At 62.5% G+C, this 22,998-nt stretch carries 22 protein-coding genes; 7 read left to right on the top strand and 15 right to left on the bottom strand.

Annotation, left to right across the window (positions count from 1 at the left end; all coding sequences use genetic code 11):
• Positions 1–68 precede the first annotated feature (68 nt).
• The 5 genes from E1809_RS05255 (at position 69) to E1809_RS05275 (ending at position 3,510) form a co-directional block, all read left to right on the top strand.
• Positions 69–365, top strand: a complete 297-nt coding sequence (locus tag E1809_RS05255; RefSeq protein ID WP_133203176.1) for a hypothetical protein — start codon at positions 69–71, stop codon at positions 363–365.
• 141 nt (positions 366–506) lie between these two features.
• Positions 507–1,799, top strand: a complete 1,293-nt coding sequence (locus E1809_RS05260) for a hypothetical protein (RefSeq protein ID WP_133203177.1) — start codon at positions 507–509, stop codon at positions 1,797–1,799.
• Entirely contained in the window at positions 1,796–2,398 is a 603-nt protein-coding gene (locus E1809_RS05265; RefSeq protein ID WP_133203178.1) for an ABC transporter ATP-binding protein, read from the top strand. Before E1809_RS05260 ends, E1809_RS05265 begins: the two co-directional genes overlap by 4 nt.
• Positions 2,399–2,439: 41 nt before the next feature.
• Positions 2,440–2,943 carry a hypothetical protein gene (locus tag E1809_RS05270; protein WP_133203179.1) on the top strand — a complete coding sequence of 168 codons (504 nt, stop codon included), beginning with the start codon at positions 2,440–2,442 and terminating at the stop codon, positions 2,941–2,943.
• 3 nt (positions 2,944–2,946) lie between these two features.
• Positions 2,947–3,510 carry a hypothetical protein gene (locus E1809_RS05275; protein WP_133203180.1) on the top strand — a complete coding sequence of 188 codons (564 nt, stop codon included), beginning with the start codon at positions 2,947–2,949 and terminating at the stop codon, positions 3,508–3,510.
• 96 nt (positions 3,511–3,606) lie between these two features.
• On the opposite strand, the gene E1809_RS05280 is transcribed toward E1809_RS05275, so the two are convergent.
• From E1809_RS05280 to E1809_RS05335, 12 genes are all read right to left on the bottom strand, one after another.
• Positions 3,607–4,476 carry a sugar phosphate isomerase/epimerase family protein gene (locus tag E1809_RS05280; protein ID WP_133203181.1) on the bottom strand — a complete coding sequence of 290 codons (870 nt, stop codon included), beginning with the start codon at positions 4,474–4,476 and terminating at the stop codon, positions 3,607–3,609.
• 104 nt (positions 4,477–4,580) lie between these two features.
• On the bottom strand, positions 4,581–5,594 hold the full coding sequence (locus E1809_RS05285; RefSeq protein WP_133203182.1) for a Gfo/Idh/MocA family protein: 1,014 nt from the start codon (positions 5,592–5,594) through the stop codon (positions 4,581–4,583).
• 36 nt (positions 5,595–5,630) lie between these two features.
• A complete protein-coding gene (locus E1809_RS05290; protein WP_133203183.1) occupies positions 5,631–6,542 on the bottom strand; it encodes a sugar phosphate isomerase/epimerase family protein in 912 nt (303 codons plus the stop codon).
• Between the two features lie 28 nt (positions 6,543–6,570).
• Positions 6,571–8,067, bottom strand: coding sequence for a CoA-acylating methylmalonate-semialdehyde dehydrogenase (locus tag E1809_RS05295; protein WP_133203184.1), 1,497 nt, complete (start codon positions 8,065–8,067; stop codon positions 6,571–6,573).
• Between the two features lie 39 nt (positions 8,068–8,106).
• Entirely contained in the window at positions 8,107–10,035 is a 1,929-nt protein-coding gene (iolD, locus tag E1809_RS05300) for a 3D-(3,5/4)-trihydroxycyclohexane-1,2-dione acylhydrolase (decyclizing) (protein ID WP_133203334.1), read from the bottom strand.
• 23 nt (positions 10,036–10,058) lie between these two features.
• Positions 10,059–10,970 carry a Cgl0159 family (beta/alpha)8-fold protein gene (locus E1809_RS05305; RefSeq protein ID WP_133203185.1) on the bottom strand — a complete coding sequence of 304 codons (912 nt, stop codon included), beginning with the start codon at positions 10,968–10,970 and terminating at the stop codon, positions 10,059–10,061.
• On the bottom strand, positions 10,967–11,968 hold the full coding sequence (gene iolC / locus E1809_RS05310; protein ID WP_133203186.1) for a 5-dehydro-2-deoxygluconokinase: 1,002 nt from the start codon (positions 11,966–11,968) through the stop codon (positions 10,967–10,969). The genes E1809_RS05305 and iolC overlap by 4 nt, the downstream gene beginning before the upstream one ends.
• Before the next feature lie 208 nt (positions 11,969–12,176).
• On the bottom strand, positions 12,177–12,581 hold the full coding sequence (locus E1809_RS05315; protein WP_133203187.1) for a tautomerase family protein: 405 nt from the start codon (positions 12,579–12,581) through the stop codon (positions 12,177–12,179).
• 149 nt (positions 12,582–12,730) lie between these two features.
• Positions 12,731–13,633: a succinate--CoA ligase subunit alpha gene (gene sucD, locus E1809_RS05320; protein WP_133203188.1), complete on the bottom strand. Its 903-nt coding sequence runs from the start codon at positions 13,631–13,633 to the stop codon at positions 12,731–12,733.
• Between the two features lie 13 nt (positions 13,634–13,646).
• Positions 13,647–14,813, bottom strand: coding sequence for an ADP-forming succinate--CoA ligase subunit beta (gene sucC / locus E1809_RS05325; RefSeq protein WP_133203189.1), 1,167 nt, complete (start codon positions 14,811–14,813; stop codon positions 13,647–13,649).
• A gap of 260 nt (positions 14,814–15,073) precedes the next feature.
• Positions 15,074–17,683, bottom strand: a complete 2,610-nt coding sequence (pcrA, locus tag E1809_RS05330; protein WP_133203190.1) for a DNA helicase PcrA — start codon at positions 17,681–17,683, stop codon at positions 15,074–15,076.
• A gap of 166 nt (positions 17,684–17,849) precedes the next feature.
• Positions 17,850–18,689 carry an inositol monophosphatase family protein gene (locus E1809_RS05335; protein ID WP_133203191.1) on the bottom strand — a complete coding sequence of 280 codons (840 nt, stop codon included), beginning with the start codon at positions 18,687–18,689 and terminating at the stop codon, positions 17,850–17,852.
• 33 nt (positions 18,690–18,722) lie between these two features.
• Here E1809_RS05335 and E1809_RS05340 point away from each other — a divergent pair, with 33 nt between their 5' ends.
• Positions 18,723–19,349: a hypothetical protein gene (locus E1809_RS05340; protein ID WP_133203192.1), complete on the top strand. Its 627-nt coding sequence runs from the start codon at positions 18,723–18,725 to the stop codon at positions 19,347–19,349.
• 19 nt (positions 19,350–19,368) lie between these two features.
• Here the strand turns inward: E1809_RS05340 and E1809_RS05345 are convergent, their stop codons facing one another.
• Complete coding sequence (locus E1809_RS05345; protein WP_133203193.1) at positions 19,369–20,409, bottom strand: hypothetical protein; 1,041 nt, start codon at positions 20,407–20,409, stop codon at positions 19,369–19,371.
• 193 nt (positions 20,410–20,602) lie between these two features.
• Between E1809_RS05345 and E1809_RS05350 the strand changes: the two genes are divergently transcribed.
• On the top strand, positions 20,603–20,896 hold the full coding sequence (locus tag E1809_RS05350) for a hypothetical protein (protein ID WP_133203194.1): 294 nt from the start codon (positions 20,603–20,605) through the stop codon (positions 20,894–20,896).
• 115 nt (positions 20,897–21,011) lie between these two features.
• On the opposite strand, the gene E1809_RS05355 is transcribed toward E1809_RS05350, so the two are convergent.
• Complete coding sequence (locus E1809_RS05355; RefSeq protein WP_133203195.1) at positions 21,012–22,535, bottom strand: putative bifunctional diguanylate cyclase/phosphodiesterase; 1,524 nt, start codon at positions 22,533–22,535, stop codon at positions 21,012–21,014.
• The gene (locus E1809_RS05360; protein WP_133203196.1) at positions 22,522–22,974 is read right to left on the bottom strand and encodes a DUF7793 family protein; all 453 of its coding nucleotides are present in this window, start codon (positions 22,972–22,974) and stop codon (positions 22,522–22,524) included. The genes E1809_RS05355 and E1809_RS05360 overlap by 14 nt, the downstream gene beginning before the upstream one ends.
• Positions 22,975–22,998 lie beyond the last annotated feature (24 nt).

A 22,998-nucleotide genomic window follows, 5' to 3' on the forward strand; every position in this document is an offset into this window, starting at 1 on the left:
CCTAACGGCGATTCATGCGCCTAGGTTCGTACCCGAGGAGAGCCCTCCTCTCGTATGAAAGGAAACCGGTGTCAACATTTATTGAGAGTCGCAAACGTACCAACAGTTCGTATCCTGAGAGGATTACGAAAATGGGAGGAGTCGCCGCGGCATTTTTCATTTCAGTGTCCGTCGCTTTTCAAGCCACTGCAACTTTGGGGATTTCTTCTGCGCTCGCCTCAAATCTGTACTTCGCCCTCAACTTCCTCTCATGGGCGGCCGCAGCTGCGGCGGTTGTGGCATCTTTCGGCATTGGAGCGGCGGTAGCTGGCCTGGTATTTGGACTTGCCAAGAGATGGGCTCTCAGGCAATTTGTCGCATGGTAAGCCGCTAGCGCCTGGGTGCAACTGGAGGGGGCTGCAATGAATTCATCTGAATCTAAGCCAAAGACTCAATGCATACGGGCTGTGGTCCTCTCCGGATGCAAGGCAACTTTCATCAATGACTTTCGGCGTAAGTCCCATCGCATGCAGGACCTCCTCAAGAGTTTGGGGTTTTCACCCGATCCGGAGAAAGTCAATTGGTTTTTGATCTTTGGACGTCTTTTGACGGCGTTAATCATTGCCGTCGGCATATTATGGGCACCTCAACGGACAGCGCTCAACACCTTCGGAATTCCGCTCAGCATTCCAGACGCTGTGAGCATCATGGCGGCACTACAGGCCATTGGTCTTCTATTTGCGAGACGGCGCTTCAGGCGAGCCCATCGCTGCTGGCAGACCGTGTCGGCGCCACTTGAAGCCGGGATGCGCGCGGGTTTGGTCCTTACGGATCTTGGCTTTGCCGGGATGCTCATCCTTCAGAACCTGCGGTGGCACGAAGGTGGAAATTTATTTGCCGTAGGCGCGCTCGTGATCTCATCGTTTCTTCTCGTGGCACCCCAGAAGACCAACGCGATCCGCACGTATGTTCTTTTGGTTGTCGTCTCCTCTGCGGGCACCTTGCTTTTCTTGATTGGGAATACATTGTGGTTTGACGGCCATGACCCCTTGGGCTCCGGCCCAGCATCGACGTTGTTCGTGATATTGGCCGGGACTGTTCTTATCACCGTTTCCACCCCCGCTCTCTACAGGGTCACGGCTCATCCCCGGGCCCTACGTAGTCGAGGGGTTCTGGTTGATTTATCAATCAAGGCAGCGAGCATTTTTATACTGGCATCCCTAGTCCTGCTGACTGCGGAAGTGACACCGTGGCCACGGACCGCGCCCTTTATTGCCGTAGCTGTTTTCTTTTCCGGCTTGGTTGTGTTTCGCTCATCACTGACACGGATCACTTCGCCTGAGACATTTGGTCTTGCACTGTTCCTCGTACGGCTTAAACCGTCCTGGGTAAAGCCGATCATTTTCCGCAGCGTCGTAACCGCAATGGTAGTAGTCACGCCCTTGACCTTCGTACTGTGCGCATTCTTGCTTCTGAAAAACTACACCCACGTGGTGGTCCTACTTGGCGCTCTCGTTGCTGTCGAGATTGGTGTCGATGCCCTTATCATCCAGCGCCGGACGGCAGTCTTGCCTGCCTCGCATATCTCGAAACTGCCCCAGAAATCCAAGGCGGGCTTCGGCGCAGCGCTCTGCGCCGGGTTCGCAGTTGTCCTGTCAGGAATCTTGGGAACTGTTACACAGCAAGCAATACAAATTCCCTGGCTTCCCCTTGCGGCGGGCGGAATGGCTCTTGTGGCTATTCTCTTGACATCCCTTGTCATCAAAGATGCGCCTCAATGGCTGGGTGAACTTTCAGCAACCGAAACGGAGGACACATGACGTCTCTAGCACGTGTAGATCATGCCTATGGATCCCACATCATTTTTGAAGGAGCCTCTATAGATTTTCCGGACCGCGGCGTTGTCGCGCTTCGAGGGCCGAACGGATGCGGCAAAACGACCCTACTCAAGCTCCTCGGTGGGGTGATCTCAAGTTCATCCAAGGAAGTTGAGCGGTGGAGACAGGACTTCCGCGCAGTCTACCTGGACGCGGATTTTCTTACCCTCGACTACCTTACGGTCGAAGAACAATTGAGCATGGTCAGGCCGTTGACTAACCCTCCGAACTTCCCGAAAGGTGAGGGATGTCTTCTGGCGGGACATATGATGCCAGCCAAGGTAGGAGCGCTATCGCTCGGCCAGCGCCAGCGACTTGTTTTGTCTGTGGCCCTGACGCTCAAGAACGTCGATGTCCTACTTCTTGACGAGCCGCTGAATGGACTAGACCAGCATGCCGCTCTCATTGCACGCAAGTCCATTCTCAGCGCAGGTAAAAGCCGACTGGTCCTAGTTGCAACCCACGAGGATGAGCGCTGGACCGATTACGAGCTCGTAATACGCTCCCGTGATGCGCTCGAACTAAGCCCAACGGGCGTGTGAGGGTGAGAAATCGCCATGCGCTGACTGTTTGCTCTCCGCTCATGGCCTTCTTGAGCTCGCACTTCCCCTGTTTGTGTCATGACTTCCTGAGAATACTGGCTGCGCTTGCTGGTGGGGTCGGTCTAGCTTCGCTCTTTACGTGGGGCGGAAGCAGTGAAGTTGGCGCTATCAGCGCGGCAAGGATACTTCTGCACAACGCGACCCTGGCTCTTCTTGCGTTATTCCTGACCCACTATGGCGCGGTGGCCATGATGATGCTCAACGGATTTTGGCTCGGCATGGGCCTTGTTGCAAGTACAGCCGCCGTTGGCCTCCATACAACGTTTTCGCTGACCGTGGTCCATGTTCCACTCGAGATCGCAGCGTGGGCAATGACAATCCAAGGGGCACGGCTATTCTGGCCAACATTTCTCGCAACGGTCAGAAAAGAACGGTCCTGGCTCCATTTGGTTCAGAAAATGGGCGCCGTCCTCGCTCCAGCGACCATCTTCTATATTCTTGCGGCCCTTGCTGAGTGGGCCGAACATGCACTAGCTGAGAGGTAACTCATGATCCCTGCGGCCCCAAGCGTTCCCGATCCCTCGCCACCGCATGGCCTGAGAGAGATCAGCCCGGCGTGGATAACCTTCCTCCTCCTCGCCTACACGGCCTCGGCCCAGTTCGCGGTGGGAACGGAAATTGATCGACTAGTCACCGATAATGCCGAACATAACCGGTTTTCAAGCCAGGAAGTGCTGCTTACCTTTGTTCGCTTGAGTGTCATTGCCTGGGGCATTCTGGCGTCTTTTCTGCAAGCACTCGTCCTGAGGCTCATTTACATGGGCATCGTCAAAGGACCGGCCCCCACGCTCAGATTCAGCTGGTTCTGGGTGCTTCTAGGTCAAATCCCTTTTATCGCGACTGTCATCGTCATGGGATTGTTCTTGCAGCCGGAAGCGACCGGTCTCCTCGGTCAAGCCTGGATACGGATCCTATTCGGCACTATAGCCGCCGCAATCTATATTGCGGCCGCCAAGAAACTATTCGTCGCCCCGATGGGGCGACTAGCAGTTCTCTTCGTCGTCGTGGTTGTCGTCAACTCAATTCTGCTCGTTTCCGGTAGCTCTGCCTGAAACGATTTTGCGCTCCCGACCCGAGTTTGTGTACAGAAAACACCCCTTAAGAGCGTTCTTAAGAGGTGTTTTCTGTACACAAACTCGGGAGGAAGGTCAGGCGTTGGCGATGAACTTCCCCATCGTCTCCAGTTGGTAGCGGGAGACCTCTTTGGCGTTCTCATCCTCGGCGAAGACGCTCGAGACCATGACGGTGTTTTCCTTGTCCAGGAAGCCGATTTCCTTCAGGCCACCGAAGAACTCATCCCAGTTGACGTCGCCGTCGCCGATCTTGAGGTGCTGGTGCACCCGCACGGCGTTGCCCGGCGGGTTGGTGATGTAGCGCAGCCCGTGCGAGGCATGGTGGTTCATGGTGTCCGACACGTGGACCAGGCGCAGCTTGTCCCCCGCCGCGCGCATGATTTCCAGCGGCTTGTTGCCCATGTGGAAGGTATGCGAAGCAACGTACACCATGCCGATGTTCGGCGAGTTCACGCCGCGGATCACACGCAGGGCGGCAAGGCCGTCCTCCACGAAGTCATCCGGGTGCGGATCGATCAGCACGTCCAGGCCTTCGCGCTCAATGATCGGAACGAGCTCTTCCATGGAACGGTAGAACGCCCGCTCGGACTCCTCGGCTTTCTCCGGCCGGCCGCTGAATTCGGTGTTCATCGTCTGCACACCAAGATCCACGGCGATCCGGATGGCACGCTTCCAGTAACGCACCGCGGCTTCGCGTGCGTCCTCGTCCGGGCCCGACCAGCGCAGCACGGGCAGCACCGAAGCGATCTCGACGCCGGCGTCCTTGCAGGCCGCCTTCAGCTTAGCCACCAGCTCGTCATCGGCCTTCGGGTGGTTGAAGAACGGGATGAGGTCCGCGTGCGGGGTCATCTGCAGGTACTTGTAGCCAAGATCAGCCGCGAGCCGTGGAAATTCGAGCAGGCTGTGGCTGTGGTGGAACGGGGTGGGATCAAGGGCAATCTTCATGGTCACTCCTTTGTGGGGTCAACGGTCTTACGAAGGATGCGGGTGCAAAAACGGGTGGCCGGCCGCAACAACCGGCCGGCCACCCGGTTCACACCAAGCGGGTCCTACCGGTACAGATCGGGCTTCTCGTTGAGGTGCACGGCGACCTTCTCTCCGGACTTCTGGGCCTTGACGCCGGCCTCGCAGCAAGCAGCGGTGGCGTAGCCGTCCCAAGCGGTCGGGCCGCCGATCTCGCCACGACGGGCTGCGTCCACCCATGCCTGGACCTCGACGTCGTACGCAGCACCGAAGCGCTCCTCGAAGCCGGGCGTGACCTGGCCGCCCCAGCGGCCGGCGCTGCGAACGTAAGGACCGCCGTCGCCGCCGATGCTCACGATGCCGTCCTCGAAGGACGCCTGCGTGGCCACTTCGTAGCCGAACTTCGCGTTGACGTAGATTTCGACGTCGGCCAGGACACCGGATTCGGTTTCGATCAGGACGTGCTGGGGATCGTGCTGGCCCTTGGGAGCGTTGCGCGTCGCCTTGCCCAGGCGCACCTGGACGGACGTGATCTCTTCACCCGTGAAGAAGCGGATGGCGTCGAACTCGTGGACGACGGAGTCGTTGATGAGCATCTCGTTGGTGAAACCTTCGGGGGTGCTCGGGTTGCGGTGCTGGTGGTGCAGCATCAGCAGTTCGCCGAGTTCGGCGTCGCGGATCACGGAGCCCAAGGCGGCGTACTCTGCGTCAAAGCGGCGCATGAAGCCGACCTGGATGCGCTTGTGGCCAAGTGCGGTTTCAGCCTGGACAACATTCCAGGAGCTTTCCGCGTCCGGGGTGAGCGGCTTTTCGCACAGGATCGGGAAATCCTTCTCGAGTGCCTTGTAGAGGATGTCCTCGTGGAGGAAGCCGGGGGTGGCGATCAGGACGGCGTTGACGTCGCCGTTGTTGAGGGCTTCGTCAGCGCTCGCGAGAGCCACAGCGCCGTCGATTCCCTCGATGGCGGCCTGCGCGCGGGCAATGTCGACGTCGACGACGGCGGCCACTTCGGCGCCGTGGATGCGGGTGCTGAGCCGCTTGATGTGGTCTGCGCCCATGCGGCCTGCGCCGATGACGGCCACGCGGAGGATGTCAGTCAATTTTCTGTCCTTTGGTCTAGTTGTTACTGCTGGCTACTACTGCACGGTAGTGCGGGAGCCGCACGAAAGCAGGTAGTTGCGGGTGCGCTTGGCGATGGGCATGGGTACGTCGAAGGCGACCGGGTACATGTCCTGCTCGACGATTCCGAAGATGGGGCGGTTGAGGCCTTCCACTGCTTCGATGACGGCGCGCAGGTCCGGGAGGCCGTTCGGCGGCTCGGTCATGACGCCGGCCAGGTTGGCCGCTGCCCAGGTCATGTTTTCCTCGTTGACCTTCTTGAGGACATCCGGGTTGATTTGCTTGAGGTGGAGGTACCCGATGCGGTCCGGATAGTTCTTGATGAGTTCAAGGCTGGAAGCGCCGCAGTACTCGGCGTGTCCGGTGTCCAGGCAGAGGTTCAGGTATTGCGGATCAGTCTCGGCCAGCAGATGCTCGATATCCTGCTGGGCTCCGACATGCGAGTCTGCATGGGAGTGGAACTGCTGCTTCAGGCCGAAGTCTTCCAGGAGGACTTTGCCCATGCGGTTGTGGCCGGCGAACAGATCGCTCCACTGTTCCTGCGATAGTTCCCCGCTTTCCACGGCTTCGCCCGTGACGTCGTCCCGCCACATCGCGGGAATGACGACGATGTGTTCGCCGCCCATGGCTGCCGTCAATTCGGCTACTTTGCGTGCAGGCTCCCACGCCTCTTCGTATTGGCCGGCACCCCGGTGGAACGCGGTGAAGACCGTTCCGGCTGTGACCTTCAAGTCGCGCTGCTTGAGTTCTTCTGCGAGGCGGGTGGGATCGTTCGGCAGGTAGCCATACGGACCCAGTTCGATCCATTTGTAGCCGGACTCGGCAACTTCATCCAGGAAGCGTTCCCACGGGGTCTGCTTCGGATCGTCCGCGAACCAGACGCCCCAGGAGTCCGGGGCGGTTCCGATGATGAGTTTGTTTTCAGTCATTGCGTGTCCTTACGTGACCCAGCTGGTGCTAGTTGGAGGGGAAGTTGTAGGAGGCGCCGGAGGCGTGGTGGGTTTCGGGCCAGCGGGAGGTGATGACTTTGCCGCGGGTGTAGAAGGACACGCCTTCGGGTCCGTAGATGTGCTTGTCGCCGAAGAGCGAGTTCTTCCAGCCGCCGAAGGAGTGGTAGGCCACAGGCACCGGGAGGGGCACGTTGATGCCGATCATGCCCACGTCCACGGAGCGCTGGAATTTGCGGGCGGCGGCGCCGTTGGAGGTGAAGATCGCGGTGCCGTTCCCGTAGGGGTTGGCGTTGATCAGCCTGATGCCGTCCTCGAGGGTGTCGACGCGGACGACGACGAGCACGGGTCCGAAGATTTCCTCCGTGTACGCGGTCATCTCCGTCTTGACGTGGTCGATCACGGTGGGTCCGACCCAGAACCCGTCCTCGTGGCCCGGGACGACGAGGTCGCGGCCGTCCACGACCATCGCCGCACCGGCGGCTTCGGCTTCGGTGACGATCTTCACGATGCGTTCCTTGGAGGCCGGGGTGATGACCGGACCCATTTCAGCGCCCGGTGCGGTGCCGTTGTCCACCTTCACGGCCAGGGCACGCTCTTCGACCTTCTTGACCAGCAGGTCCGCGGCGTCCCCGACGGCGACCGCGACGGAGATCGCCATGCACCGCTCCCCGGCCGAACCGAACGCGGCAGCAGCCAGGTGGTCCGCGGCGTTGTCCAGGTCGGCGTCGGGCAGGATGATCGCGTGGTTCTTCGCCCCGCCCAAAGCCTGGACGCGCTTGCCGTGCGCGGTGGCGGTCTCGTGGACATACTTCGCGATCGGGGTGGACCCGACGAAGGAGATCCCGTCCACGTCCGGGTGCGTCAACAACCCGTCAACGGTTTCCTTGTCACCATGCAGGACCTGGAACACACCATCGGGCAGGCCGGCCTGCTTCCACAACCTGGCCAGCAACAACGAGGCCGACGGGTCGCGCTCGGAAGGCTTGAGGATGAACGCGTTCCCGGTTGCGATCGCCATCGGGGCCATCCACAGCGGCACCATGACGGGGAAGTTGAACGGGGTGATGCCCGCGACCACACCGAGGGGCTCACGGAAGGAGAACACGTCGATGCCCGTGGAGACCTGGTCGGAGTATTCGCCCTTGAGCAGCTGCGGGATACCGCACGCAAACTCCACCACCTCCAGGCCGCGGCCGATCTCGCCCTTCGCATCCGAAAGGACCTTGCCATGCTCGGCCGTCACCAGCTGAGCGAGCTCGTCCACATGCGCAGCAACGAGTTCACGGAACCGGAACAGCACCGCGGTGCGCTTGGCCAGCGAGAAATCGCCCCACTTTTCCGCCGCGGCCTTCGCCGCAGCAACCGTGGCGTCAAGGTCCTCCCGGTTGGCCAGCCGCAGCTGCGCGGTCACGGCACCGGTGGCAGGGTTGTACACCGGCTGGCTCCGGTCGCCGGCACCGGCCGTTTCAACACCGTTGATGAAATGCGTGATGATGTTCGTCATGGGACTTCCTGGGTTTGTTTCCTGGTTGGGGGGTGGTTCTTAGCCGAGGAGTTTGCGTTGGCGGGACTTGTGGTCGACGTAGCTCTGGAAGGCCTGTTTGGTGGATTCGAGTTCGGAGACCTGGGAGACGGGGACGTCCCACCAGGACTCGGAGGACGGGGCGTCCAGGAGCGGGTCGGACTCGATGTGGATCACGATGGGGCCGGTGTCTTCGGGGGCTGCTTTCGCGTCCCGGATGGCTTGTTCGAGTTCGGCGATGACTTTCTCGCCCGGTTCGATCCGGATGACCTTCGCGCCCAGGGATTCGGCGTTCGTGGCCAGGTCGATCGGCAGCCGGTCCCCGGCGTCGAAGGAGTGCTGTTCGGTGTCCAGGACCCGGTACTGGGTCCCGAACCGCTGTGAACCCAGCGATTCGGAGAGCGAGCCGATGGAGGCGTAGCCGTGGTTCTGGATGAGCACGACGATCAGTTTGATGCGTTCGGCGACGGCGGTGACCAGTTCGGTGTGCATCATCAGGTACGAGCCGTCCCCGACCATGACCACGACATCCCGGTCCGTGCCGCCGCGGGCGGTTTCGGCCAGGGCCGCGCGCTTGACACCCAGGCCGCCCGGGATCTCGTACCCCATGCAGGAATACGCGTATTCCACGTGGTACCCGAACGGGTCACGGACCCGCCACATCTTGTGCAGGTCCCCCGGCAGCGACCCGGCAGCACAGATCACCACATCCTGGGCGTCCATGGCCCGGTTCGTCGCGCCGATGATCTCGTTCTGCGCCGGCAACGGGCTGAACCGGGTATCAAACGCGGTGTCCACGGTGGCGTCCCAGCGGGCCTTCTCGGCAGCGACGGCCTGCTCCAGGTCGGCCCCGACCCGGTAGCCGCCCAACGCGGCGTTGAGCTTGACGAGGGCTTTGCGGGCGTCGGCGACGATCGGCAAAACCGTGCCGTGCTTGTACGCGTCGATCGGCGCGACGTTGATGTTCACGAAGCGCACGTCCGGGTTCTGGAACGCCGTCCGCGAGGCCGTGGTGAAGTCCTCGTACCGGGTGCCGATCCCGATCACCAGGTCCGCTTCCGCGGCGATCGCGTTCGCCGCCGTCGTGCCCGTGGACCCGATCGCGCCCAGGGAATGCTTGTGGTCCCAGGGCAGGACGCCGACGCCGGCCTGCGTGTTGCCCACCGGGATTCCGGTCAACTCGGCGAACCTGGCAAGTTCGTCGTTCGCGTACGCGTACAGCACCCCGCCGCCGGCAATGATCAACGGCCGCTTCGCGGCCCGGATGGCCTCCACGGCCCGGGCGATGTCTGCCTCTTCGGGTTCGGGTCGGCGGATCCGCCACTCCCGCTCCGCCAAAAACTCTTCGGGAACGTCCAGGGCCTCGGCCTGCACATCCTGCGGCAACGAGATCGTGACCGCTCCGGTTTCGGCCGGGTCCGTGAGCACGCGCAGGCCGTGGTGGAACGCGGAAAACAGCTGCTCCGGACGCGACACCCGGTCAAAGAACTTCGAGAGCGGACGGAACGCATCGTTGACCGTCAGGTCGTACGCGTAGGGCTGCTCGAGCTGCTGCAACACCGGATCCGCCGCCCGCGTCGCGAACGTGTCAGACGGCAACAGCAGCACCGGCAGGCGGTTCGTGGTCGCCAGCGCCGCACCCGTCAGCAAATTCGACGAGCCCGGGCCGATCGAGGTGCTGATCGCGAAGGTCTGCCGGCGCCGGGTGTGCCGGGCATAGCCCACGGCCTGGTGGACCTGGGCCTGCTCGTTGCGGCCCTGGTAATACGGCATCACCGACGGATCCTGGGACTGGTACTGCTTAAGCGCCTGCCCCACACCAGCCACGTTCCCGTGCCCGAAAATACCGAACATCCCCGGAATCAACCGCTCCCGGAACTCCACACCGTTAACCGAATCAACCGTGTACTGCTTGGACAGAAACTCCACTACCGCCTGGGCAACGGTCATCCTGCGCGTCGTGCTCATGGTATCTACTCCGATACTTTCGCTGGGGTCTTCAACAACGAGGCCGCCGTGGCAACCGCGCCGGCAACGTCACCGTCCGCCGGGTACAACAAGGTCCGGCCCACGGTCAGGCCCTGAACACCCGGAAGGGCCAGGGCCGCCTGCCAGGAAGCGAACACTTCGTCCTGCCCGGCATCCGGGTCTCCACCCAACAACACCGTCGGCAGAGTGGTCGAAGCCATGACCCGTTCCATCCCGGCCACCACAGGCAACTTCATCCACGTGTACGCGCTCGTCGAACCCAGGCCCTGAGCGATCGCAACGGACTTGATCACAGCATCGGCCGAGAGATCATTACGGACCCTGCCATTGGCTTCACGCACCGACAGGAACGGCTCCACCATCGCGATCAGCTTGCGCGCCGCCAGGGAATCCACCGCCTTCGCCGTGTTCTCCAGGATGCTTGCCGTGTCCGGATCGCCCAGGCAGATCCGGGTCAGCATCTTCCCGCCGTCGGCACCCAAAGCCTCAAGGGCCACCGCCGTGTGACCCGTGAAACGGTCATCAATCTCATTCACCAGACCAGCCAGGCCGCCACGGTTCATCGAACCGAACACCAGCTTGCCCTCCAGCGCCCCGAGCAGCAGCAAATCGTCCATGATGTCCGGAGACGCCAGGACACCATCAACCGCCGGGTTCGCCAAAGCGATCCGCAAACGGTCCAGCAAGTCAAGCCGGTCCGCCATCGCCGTCGGATCGGACCCGACAGCCAGGGCCCCGCGGGCCGGGTGGTCCGCGGCGACAATGAAGTTCTGGGCCCCGTACTTCAGGCCCGGGTGGCGGCGACGCGTGGCAGCCGCACGTGCCACGGCGTCGGGATCTTCGAGCCGGATGGCACTGAGGTGCTCATAACGGCGGGGGTCATCATTCAGGCTCAACGGGTTGCTCCTTCGGAAACAGCATCGGCGGGGGTCAGGCGGCCGCGTTCGATCAGCAGCGAGGTGACTTCTTCCGGCGTCGGCATCGCGTCAGCGCAGGAAAGGCGCGAGGCGACAATCGCTCCGGCGGCGTTGGCGTAATCGAGCACCCGGGCCAGCGGCCAGCCGGACAGCAGGCCGTGGCAGAACGCGCCGCCAAAGGAATCACCGGCGCCCAGGCCGTTCACGGTCTCAACCGGTACCGGGGCGGACACCACACGCTCAGAGCGGGTCTTCGCCATCACACCCTCCGGGCCAAGCTTCACGACGGCGATCTCGACGCCGGCAGCCAGCAGACGGTCCGCCTGCTCATCCGGGGTACCCTCGCCCACAGCAACGGCGCATTCCTTGTCATTGCCGATCGCGACCGTCACATGCGGAAGGATCTTCGCGACCTGCTCGCGGGCTTCGTCTTCCGACGCCCAGAACATCGGACGGTAATCCAGGTCCAGGATGGTGAACTGGCCCTCGGACAGGCCCGTGCGGGGACGTGCTTCGTGTGCGGCAAGGTGAGCGCTGCGGGACGGCTCCTGGCACAAACCCGTCACCGTGGACCAAAAGATCGCGGCCGAGCGGATCGCATCCAGGTCCAGCTCGCCGGCCGCGATCTGCAGGTCCGGAGCCGTGGGGAAACGCCCGTAGAAATACAGCGGGAAATCATGCGGCGGCCGGATCGCGCAGAACGTAGCAGGCGTCTGGAGTCCGGCAACCGGGCTGACAAAGGAGTCATCGACATTGAACTTGCGCAACTCGCGGTGCAGGTACTCACCGAACGGATCATCCCCGGTCCGGGTGATCACGCCGGTCCGCCGGCCGTGCCGCGCCGCGGCAACAGCCACATTCGACGGCGAACCGCCAAGATACTTGCCAAAGGACGTCACATCCTCCAAGCCAACCCCAATGTCATTCGGGTAGATATCAACGCTGATGCGCCCGATAGTGAGCAGTTCGTGGGTCACGGTGATCGCGGACCTTTCTCTAGTGAACTCTTGCGGGACGGTGAGAGCTCCGGTGCTTTTGCCGGCCCGCGTGAGCGGGACCACAAGCTCTACTTTGCACCAGAATTCATGTCCTGTCAAAGGTTTGTACTGACATATTTACAACGAAACGTAATAGCTGGGATTCCGTGTGCGAAGCATGCTGAGAATCCCAGCCAACAGGCGGAATCTAGCGGGCGGGAATGGCGAGTTCACCGGTGACATACTGGGCGCGCCCGAAGCCGAAGGACCAGTCGTCGGCCGTGTTCTCGACATACCCCAGGAATACGTCTTCGCCTGCGATGCCAATCTCCCCTAGCTGCCCCGCGATCGCGGCAAACAAGGACTGCTTGGCTTCGCGACTCCGGCCTCCCTGCGTGAAAATCTGGATCATGACCACTCCGGAGGTCCGTTCGAACCCGAGGCCCGCGTCCTGGGCGAAGATCTGCCCCTGGGGATGCTCGGTGACGATGTGGAAGTAGTCGCGCTCGGGAATTCCGTATTCAGCGAGGATCGCATCATGGATCCGACGGCTCAATTCCCCGAGTTCCTCAGGAGTGCGGCCCTGGTTGACATCAATACGCACGAGAGGCATTTGTTCTCCTTTGCTAGTTTGTACTGACATACTAACAAATGGGAGTGAATTGACACAAGAAGCACGTCCCTTAAAGCACGACGACGGCGCCCGCCGCCTTCGCGTGGAAGGTGGCGGGCGCCGTCGTGGTTTGGGGAGTCCCCCGGAACTTACAGGGCTGCGAAAACCTCGCGGAGCAGCTTTGCGGTCTCGGACGGCGTCTTGCCGACCTTCACGCCTGCAGCTTCGAGGGCTTCCTTCTTGGCCTGTGCGGTGCCCGCGGAGCCGGAGACGATGGCGCCTGCGTGGCCCATGGTCTTGCCCTCGGGAGCCGTAAAGCCGGCCACGTAGCCGACAACCGGCTTGGTGACGTTGGCCTTGATGAAGTCGGCTGCGCGCTCTTCCGCGTCGCCGCCGATCTCGCCGATCATGACGATCGCCTTGGTCTCGGGGTCGGCTTCGAACGCAGCCAGGGCGTCGATGTGGGTGGTGCCGATGATGGGGTCGCCGCCGATGCCGATGGCCGTGGAGAAGCCAAGGTCGCGCAGTTCGTACATCATCTGGTAGGTCAAGGTACCGGACTTGGACACGAGGCCGATGGGGCCCTTGCCCGTGATGTTTGCCGGGGTGATGCCAACCAGTGCCTCGCCCGGGGTGATGATGCCGGGGCAGTTCGGGCCGATGATGCGGGTGACCTGCTTGCCGTCGGCGTCGACGGTGGCCTGGGCGAGTGCCCAGAACTCGGCCGAGTCCTGGACCGGCACGCCTTCGGTGATGACAACAACGAGGCCGATGCCGGCTTCGATGGCTTCAACTACTGCGGCCTTGGTGAATGCCGGCGGAACGAAGACGATGGAGACGTCCGCGCCGGTCTCCGCCATGGCTTCCTTGACGGTGCCGAAAACGGTGATTTCCTTGTCGCCGTGCAGCACCGTGGTGCCTGCCTTGCGGGCGTTGACGCCACCGACGATGTTGGTGCCGGCCTTGAGCATGAGGGCGGTGTGCTTGGTGCCTTCGCCGCCGGTGATGCCCTGGACGATGACCTTGGAGTCCTTGTTGAGGTAGATAGACATAGTCCTGCGTCCCTTACTTCGAGTTGGCGAGCTCGGCGGCCTTGTCGGCGCCCTCGTCCATGGTGGCTGCCAGGGTAACCAGCGGGTGGTTGGCCTCGGTCAGGATGCGACGTCCCTCGTCGACGTTGTTGCCGTCGAGGCGGACCACGAGCGGCTTGTTGGCGTTGCTGCCAAGCTCGGCAAGCGCGCCAACAATGCCCTTGGCGACGGCGTCGCAAGCGGTGATGCCGCCGAAGACGTTCACGAAAACGCTCTTGACCTGCTCGTCACCGAGGATGACGTCGAGGCCGGCGGCCATGACCTCGGCGGAAGCTCCACCGCCGATGTCCAGGAAGTTGGCAGGCTTGACGTTGCCGTGGTTTTCGCCTGCGTAGGCGACGACGTCGAGGGTGGACATCACTAGACCGGCGCCATTGCCGATGATGCCTACTTCGCCGTCCAGCTTCACGTAGTTGAGGTCCTGCGCCTTTGCCTTGGCCTCAAGCGGGTCGGCTGCGTCCTTGTCCTCGAGTTCAGCGTGGTGGACGTGGCGGAAGCCCGCGTTTTCGTCCAGCGAGACCTTGCCGTCCAGGGCAACGATGTCGCCTGCACCGGTCTTGACGAGGGGGTTGACCTCAACCAGGGTTGCGTCTTCCTTCTTGAAGACGTCCCACAGCTTGAGGATGACCGAGGAAACCTTGCCGCGCAGTTCTTCGGAGAAACCGGCAGCTGCGACGATTTCGTCAGCCTTGGCCTGGTCGATTCCAACTGCGGGATCGATGGCAACCTTCGCGAGAGCCTCAGGGCGCTCGACGGCGAGCTGCTCGATTTCCATGCCGCCTTCAACCGAGCACATGGCCAGGTAGTTGCGGTTGGCTCGGTCCAGCAGGACGGAGAAGTAGAATTCCTCGGCGATGTCGGCGCCTTGGGCGATCATGACTTTGTTGACCGTGTGGCCCTTGATGTCCATACCCAGGATGTTGGTGGCGTGTTCAAGTGCTTCGTCAGCGGACTTTGCGACCTTGACACCGCCGGCTTTGCCTCGGCCACCGACCTTTACCTGCGCCTTGACGACGGTGACGCCGCCAATCTTCTCGGCTGCAGCCTTTGCTTCTTCAGGAGTGTGCGCCACGATGCCGGCGAGCACGGGTACACCGTGCGCTTCGAACATATCGCGCGCCTGATATTCAAACAGGTCCACGGTTTAGTGTCCTTCTACGTCGAAGTAGTTTCGGTACAGCCGGAAACCGCGGTGACCGCGAAAGCCGGCTGCGGATAGGTGCACTCTGTGCGACCGCAAAACGGCCAGTCACATTGCGCAAGTTCCTCTCGAACTTTAGCCCCCCGGGGAGGCCAGCCGGTTCTACAGTACCCGTTAAGTGAGTAACCACACACTTCTATGGGACGTAGAAAAACCGCATGATGGCGCGGTTTTTCGCCACTATCGGGCTCGAGTTGCCACTAGGAATCCAGCTTGGTCAACGGCGCGTAACGCAGCAGCAGGCGCTTCTCCCCGACGTCGAACTTCACCTTCGCCACGGTCTTGTCCCCGGAGCCTTCGACGCCGATCACGGTGCCGTTGCCGAAGCTGGTGTGGTTCACCTTGTCCCCCACCGAAACCGCGACGATTTCCTTTTGCGGTTGGACCCGGTTGCGTACGACGGCGGCCGGCACGTCGGCGTCGAACCCTGCGGTAGGGCTCGCCCCGGTTCCCCGCGCGGTTCCCGCTCCCCAGAAGGAGCCGCCGTAGCGGTTGGACCCAATGGATGCGCCGCCCCAGCCACTCACTTGCCGGGACGTTCCTTCGCGCTTCCAATCCACGAGTTCCCCCGGGATCTCTTCGAGGAATTGGCTGGCGGGGTTGTACTGGCTTTGGCCCCACATACTGCGGACCTCGGACCGGGTAACGTACAAGCGTTTCCGTGCGCGCGTCAGGCCCACATAGGCGAGGCGCCGTTCTTCCGCCAGTTCCTTGGGGTCGGTCGCGGAGCGCTGGTGCGGAAAGAGGCCGTGTTCCATGCCGGTCAAGAAGACCACAGGGAATTCGAGGCCCTTGGCCGTGTGCAGCGTCATGAGGGTGACGACGCCCATCCGCTTGGCCTCGGCAACCGCCGCAGCGGCGTCCGCGGACGATCCTTCGGGAGCGTCCGGGATCTGGTCGGCGTCAGCCACGAGCGACACTTGTTCGAGGAACTCCCCCAACGACCCTTCGGGGTTGTCGCGCTCGTATTCGCGGACCACGGCCACGAGTTCCGCCAGGTTTTCGACGCGCGATTCGTCCTGGGGATCGGTACTGGCTCGAAGCCCCGCAAGGTACCCCGTCTGTTCGAGGACAGCTTCAAGCGCAGCTGCGGCTCCAGAGCCCGTAGCCACTTCCGCGAGGTCGTCCAAGAGCTTCACGAAGCCCAGGACCGCGTTGACCGAACGCGTGGCCATCCCGGGGGCCTGGTCGGCTTTGCGGGCGGCCGCCATGAACGACGTCCGTTCGCGTTCCGCGAGTGCAGCCACAGCGCCTTCCGCGCGATCGCCGATCCCCCGCTTGGGCTCGTTGAGCACGCGACGCAAATTGACGTCGTCGTCCGGGTTCACCAAGACGCGAAGGTACGCGAGGGCGTCCTTGATTTCCTTGCGCTCGTAGAAGCGGGTGCCGCCCACTACTTTGTACGGCAGGCCGACGCGCACCAGGACGTCTTCAATCGAGCGGGATTGCGCGTTGGTCCGGTAGAAAATGGCGACGTCGCCCGGGCGCAAGCCGTCCTCGTCCTGCAGCCGGTCGATTTCCTTGGCGATGAACTGGGCTTCGTCGTGTTCGTTCTCCCCGACGTAGCCGATGATCTTTTCGCCATCGCCTTCCGCGGTCCAGAGCTTTTTGTCCGGCCGGTTCGGGTTGCGGGAAATGACCGAGTTGGCGGCGCTCAGGATGTTCTGCGTGGAGCGGTAGTTCTGCTCCAGCTTGATGGTCCGGGCCTCCGGATAGTCCTTTTCGAATTCGACGATGTTGCGGATGTCCGCACCGCGGAAAGCATAGATGGACTGGTCGGAGTCGCCGACGACGGTCAGCTCGCTCGCCTGCGGACCCTCGCCGACGATTTCGCGCACCAGGGCGTACTGGGCGTGGTTGGTGTCCTGGTATTCGTCCACGAGGACGTGCCGGAAACGGCGCCGGTAGGACTCTGCGAGCGCGGGGAAGGCCCGGAACATGTAGACCGTCTGGGCGATGAGGTCGTCGAAGTCCATGGCGTTCGCCTGGCGGAGACGCTGCGTGTAGCCCTTGAAAACTTCGGCCACGGCCTGTTCGAAGGGTTCGTTGTAATTTGCCGTGGAAGCGAAAGCGTCATCGTCGATGAGCTCGTTCTTGAGGGCCGAAATCTTGTGCTGGATGGCCTTGGGCGCGAAGCGCTTGGGATCGAGCTCCAGGTTCTTGGCAACGAGCGTGATGAGACGAAGCGAGTCCGTGGAATCGTAGATCGAGAAGTTGGAGTTCAGCCCGACGTTGGTGGCTTCACGGCGCAGGATCCGCACACACGAAGAATGGAACGTGGAAATCCACATGGACTTCGCCCGGTTCCCCACCAAGGCCTCGATGCGTTCCCGCATTTCCGCGGCTGCCTTGTTGGTGAACGTGATAGCGAGGATCTCACCGTGATGCGCGCGTCCTGTGGCAATCAGGTAGGCGATGCGGTTGGACAGCACACGCGTCTTTCCCGATCCTGCGCCCGCGACGATCAACAGCGGACTGCCGGCATGCTTGACGGCTTCCTCTTGTTGCGGATTCAATCCCTGGAGCAGGGCCTCGCGCGACGGCAAACCGGCTTGGCCTTGGTGCGGAGAACCGTGGGCTTCACGGACTGGGGCACCCGGAAGCTCGCTTCCCGGCACGCTATGTGCCGGCTGGCTGTGTCCTTCCGGGCTGGGTCCTTCCGCAAGGCGGTGACCGGCGTCGGGCATCCCTCTCTCGAAGCCCGGCAGACCCCCGCCGGAGCGCGAAAGCATGGCAGGAGCGTCCTTGGTGGCAGCCCTGCTGCCGGCTTTGAAAGGGCCATCCGCGTACGGGTCAAACAACATATCCATGGTGCATACAAGTCTAGGCGGTGGCACTGACACCCAATGTCAACGTGACGAACCCCCGAGGAGCATGCTCAGCGCACACCGCGACCAACGGACATAACCCGGTTATGCCCACCCCTCACCCCAAACAAGGAGCATGCGCAACGCACACCCCTAGCAAGGAGCATGCTCAGGCGAATTGCGGCACAGACGTCAGCGCCCCGCGGATCTGGCTGACCGCCGTCGGGCCTCCCGCGATGAACCAGTTCAGACCGTTGACGTTTACGACGGCGGTGTCCCCGCCTGCTGCGCGGACGATCGCCTTGCCGGGGAGCCAGTCCCACTCAGGGCAGCTGTGTTGGAACCAGCACCCGAGTTCGCCGTCGGCCACGCGTCCCAGGTCGCACGAGCCGGAGCCGAACATCCGCAGCGAGGCAGCGGAAACCGCAGCGGCATGCCAAGGCATGGCGGCGCGGGGATCGGCCAACCATGTGGGATGGATGTAGGTTGCAGCGCCAAGTTCGCTCAATGCCGCGTTGGACGGTCCCGCGATCCGTTCTCCGTTCAATGAGGCGGCATGGCCCTCGCCGCCGGTCCAGAGCTTGTCCAATTCAGGCTGGTAGATCGCGCCTAGGATCACGTCAGGGTCCACATCAACAGCAGAAACCTCTTGGTCGCGCCTCAACGCGATGGCCGAGCACCAGTATGTGGAGCCGTGGAGGAAGTTGTAGGTACCGTCTACCGGATCGATCACCCAGGTACGGCCGCTGCTCCCGGCCACCGAACTGCCTTCCTCGCCCAGGATCCCGTCATCGGGCCTGCAGCGACGGAGCTGTTCGAGCACGTAGGCTTCGGCTGCCCGGTCCGCGGCAGTGACAATGTCCGACACCGATGTCTTCCGTTCTCCTTGCAATCCGCCCATGCGCATGAGCAGTGCAAGTTGCCCGGCTTCCCGGACGAGGGCCGCGGCCAGCTCGTAATCATTGAGCGAAGGATCAAGTTCTATAGCGGAATGCCTGCCTGTGGTCATGTTTCCAGCTTAAGTGGCGGGATAATGGATGGCATGGCCAAGACTCGCGCCCAGCGCATCAAGAAGCACGGCGCGAATGCCGTCGTCCCGGAGCAATCATCGCCCTCGGTGGTGAATCCCACTACGCAGCGGTCGCCCGAGAAGGCCGCGAGCAACGCAAAGCTCGTGGTGGTCGCCGGCATCGTGGCGAGCGTTCTGCTCTTCTGGTATGTGCACCTTTTGACGCTGAACCAGATGACCCAGCTGTCCGGCGGCCTGGCCATGCCCGATTCCCTTGCCGGCGGATTCTCGACGGACTACGTCCAGCACCTCCACAGCGCCATGAACGACGACGCCCGTGGCCAGCTCAGCTTCATCCACAAGACCGCCGGCACCCTGTTCCCGCTGATCTTCGCGTTCACCTGGGTACTGCTGATCGGTACCAACGTTGCTGGCCGGGCGATGCGTTGGGCTCTGTGGGCGGCTCCCCTGCTGTTCGCACTGGTCCGTTTGTGGGGCAACATCGCCATCGACACCGCACTGGCGTCTCCAGTGCCCGACGGCGGTCAGGTCGCGTTGGCGTCGACGCTCACCGTGGTGGGCTGGGTGCTGTTCCTGGTGAGCGTGGTTGTTGGGGTGGTGGCCGCCGTGCTGGGCCGGCAGCGGTCAAAGCGCGCCTGACAAGCCTGCACTCCCGGCACTATTCCTGATCCGGGCTGTTCCCGGTTTCGACCATCTCCCGCGCTTGGAGGGCGCGCTGGTGTGCTCCGGCTTTGTCGAAGCGGTCCGCTGCCTCCACGAGGCTTTCAGCGGCTGCTTGCTTGTTTCCGGTTTCGGCCTGCGCCCGCCCGAGTAGGAGGAAGACTTCGCCGGCGATTTGCGGGGGCAATTGGTCGGCGCGGTCCTTGATCTCGCCAAGCAGTTCAATCGCCTCGCCTGCTTCCCCGGCGAGATAGTTCCAATGTGCGCGGTTGAGGCGGAGGAGGATGATGTCTTCCTCACTTCCGCCCACGACGTCGGTGGCAAGTTCCGCGCGTTCAATGCACCTAAGTGTGGCGGCATCCGCGATTTCGGCGGCGAGCCTCATCGCGGCGGAGGCTTTGTTGAACTTGGCCCAGACATCGAGGTTCCGGGAAGGGGAGAAAGTTTCCGCGGCGAGCTCGTGGTAGTGCAGTCCGTCGTCGATCCTGTCGCAAAGGAAGGCCACATTGCCGATCACCCAGTAGGCCTTGCCAGCCAATTGGTCATCGGTTTCGTCGGAGATCCGTTCGGATAGCGACAAGCATTCTGCCCAGGCTTCGTCGAGCTTCCCGGACTCGCCATAAGCGGCGATCAGGGCTTGCCGGGCGTGCACATCGATTTCCATGTCCGCTTCGTCGTCCACCAGTCCAACAGCCGACGCCGCGGTGGAAGCCGCCATCTCCAGGAGCCCCTCGCCACGGAGCGAGTTCGCCATAAGGATGAGCGCGCGGGCGCGGTTCTGCACTGAGGTCGCCGCGAGGGGAGCCTCCAAGAGCGACTTGGCCAGCTTTACGCTCTCATTGAACTCGCCGGCGTCGAGAAGGTTTTCCGCTTGCAGGAAAGTCATGTTCCACCAGCCGGCGGAGTCGCCCTCGTCGAGGGCAATGTCCGCGGCCGAGCGCGCGCCGTCCGCGGCTTTGGCGAAGTCATGGCTCGCGCGATGACCCCTCGCCTCAAGTTCCGCGGCAGCGTACGACGGCGCGACCTTCTTTTCTCGCATAGCTCCATTATGTCCCGGTGCTGCCCGGTTCCCGGCCAGAGGCAATGCATCGCGGCGAATACCCGACGATTAGCACGGTTTTTGCTCCAGCTGACAAACCGTTAGTGACACGGCGTGTCGTAGATTCTATAATTAGCATGTTTCACTCCATTCACTCCAGTCGCATCAGTAACTCATATCAGGAGCATTCCGTATGAAAAGAACCATCGCCGCACTCCTTGCGGCCGCAGCCATCCTGCTTGGCGGGATTACCAGCTCGGCAGCCGTTTCCGCCAGCAGCGAGAACCATTCGCAGGATTCGTCCGTAGCAACCGGTTGGTGGCCGAACTTTTCCACGACCGTTTCGGTAGCAACCGGTTGGTGGCCGAACGCCACCACCACCTCCACGGATGCAACCGGCTGGTGGCCGAACGTCACCACCACGAGCAACCCGCTCGCGACCGGCTGGTGGCCGAACGCCACTATCAAGAGCGACCCGACCAACTAGCAGCAGCTAAAGCGTCATACTGAAGGGCACCTCACCGCGGTGAGGTGCCCTTCCGCGTTCGTACGACGGCGGTGCGCTCCAGGGCGGCGCGTACGACGGCGGCACTGCCGAACGCTTAGGAGCCCGCCAGGAGTTCGGCGAACTTGTCCGCAGCCATGGGCCGCCCGAAATAATAGCCTTGGCCGCTGGCGCAGCCGAGGCGGGCAAGTTCGGCAGCCTGCTCCGCGGTCTCGATTCCCTCGGCGACCGCCTGCATCCCACACGCATGGATAAGTTGCAGGACGGCGGCAACAAAGTCGCGTTCCTTCTCGTCCGAGCCCAGGCCCTGTATAAGCGAACGGTCGATCTTCACCACGTTGACGGGCAGGTTGCGCAAATAGCTGATGGACGAATAACCGGTACCGAAGTCGTCGATCTCCAGGCGGATGCCCAAGCGCCGCAGTCCGGTCAACGAGTATTTGTCGATGTCGCTGCCGTTCACGGCCATTGATTCCGTCAGTTCGATGACCAGTTTGGAGGCTTCCACCCCGGTTTCGGCGAGCACTTCCCTCACATGCTCGATCAATTCGAGGCTTTGCAGTTCGGTGGTCGAGATATTGACCCGCATGCTGAAGTCGCCTGTATCGCCCGGTCCCTCCTGCCATTCGCGCAATTGCCGCATCGCCTGGCGCAATACCCAATAGCCGAGATCAATGATGATGCCGGTTTCCTCGGCCAACGGTATGAATTGGTCCGGCATGAGCAGGCCGCGCTCGGGGTGGTTCCAGCGCACCAAAGCCTCTGCGCCTTCGATTCGCCCTGAGCTCAGTTCCACGACCGGCTGGAAAAACAGCACCAACTGATCCGTGCGGATCGCCTCGCGCAATTCCGTGATCATGAGGCCCTGCAGCCGCCGGGCGTAGAGCAGCGCCGGTTCGAAAACCCGGACACTGCTCCGTTGCTCGGCCTTCGCTGCGTACATGGCCGTGTCAGCTTCCATCACGACGTCGTCCACAGTCTGGCCGGGTTGGCCGACAGTGAGGCCGATGCTGGTTCCGCAAATGATGCGCACTTCTCCGATGTCGATGCTCTCGCCCACCGCGCGCAAGATCCGTTTGGCCACTCCCCGCGCGTGGGCCGCCGTGGATTTTGGCAGCATGACGGCAAACTCGTCGCCGCCGAGCCTGGCGACGGTATCGCCGTCGCGGACGGCCGCGAGTAGACGCTGGGCGGTGACCTGCAGGACCGTATCGCCTGCTCCGTGGCCCAAGGTGTCGTTGATCCCTTTGAACGAGTTCAAATCCATGACCAACAAAGCGGGAGGAAGCTCCCCACGCTCGGACTCCGTGAGCTCGTGGCTGAGGGCCCGATTGAGTGCGGTGCGGTTGGCCAGTTGCGTGAGCGGATCGGTGAGCGCCATCCGTTCCAGCTCGATCTGGGCCTCGCGAAGCATCGCGGTACGGCTTTCCACCCGTTCCTCCAGCTCCTGGTAAATGGCCTGGAGATCGTCTGCCATGAGGTTGATGCCTGTGATGACGGCGGCAACTTCGTCCCGTGGACCGGAGACGGGGATCCTGGTGCTGAGGTCACCGTCGGCGATTCGAACCACGCCTTCCACGAGGGCAAGGAGGCGCGGATCCTGCGTCTCAGGATTCACCATCGTGTTCCTTCAGCCACTCACGGGCCTCCGCTTCGGAGGTGAAGAACTGCGCGGGCAAGGAATCGGGCTTCGCGCGAAGCAAGTAGTGCGCGATCACGCGGTCCACGGGGCTCTCCCCCAGCAGGGCACACGCCGAAATGGCGAGGGGATTCCCGTAGGACGCCCGAGCGTCGTTGGTGATGGCGAGCACGCCGGTCACGTTCAGCAGAAGGGGGACCTTCCGGCCGCCCGAAAATTCGCGAATGGCCGAGGCCGCTGCCTTGGCTTCACGGGACCGGACAACCGCGTTGACGGGGAGCGTGACCTCAACGATCCCGTCGTCGCCGAAATTGACGGTAATCGGAGCGGGCGTCGCCGCACCCGGCACCGCGCTGGCACCCGGCGGAGCCGTAACGCCCGGCGGAAGCTCCGCGCCCGGCAGAACAAGCTGATGAGTCATGGGTCCTATGTTCTGCTGTGTCGA

The sequence above is a fragment of the Arthrobacter terricola genome (assembly GCF_004354015.1).
Lineage (GTDB): Bacteria > Actinomycetota > Actinomycetes > Actinomycetales > Micrococcaceae > Arthrobacter > Arthrobacter terricola.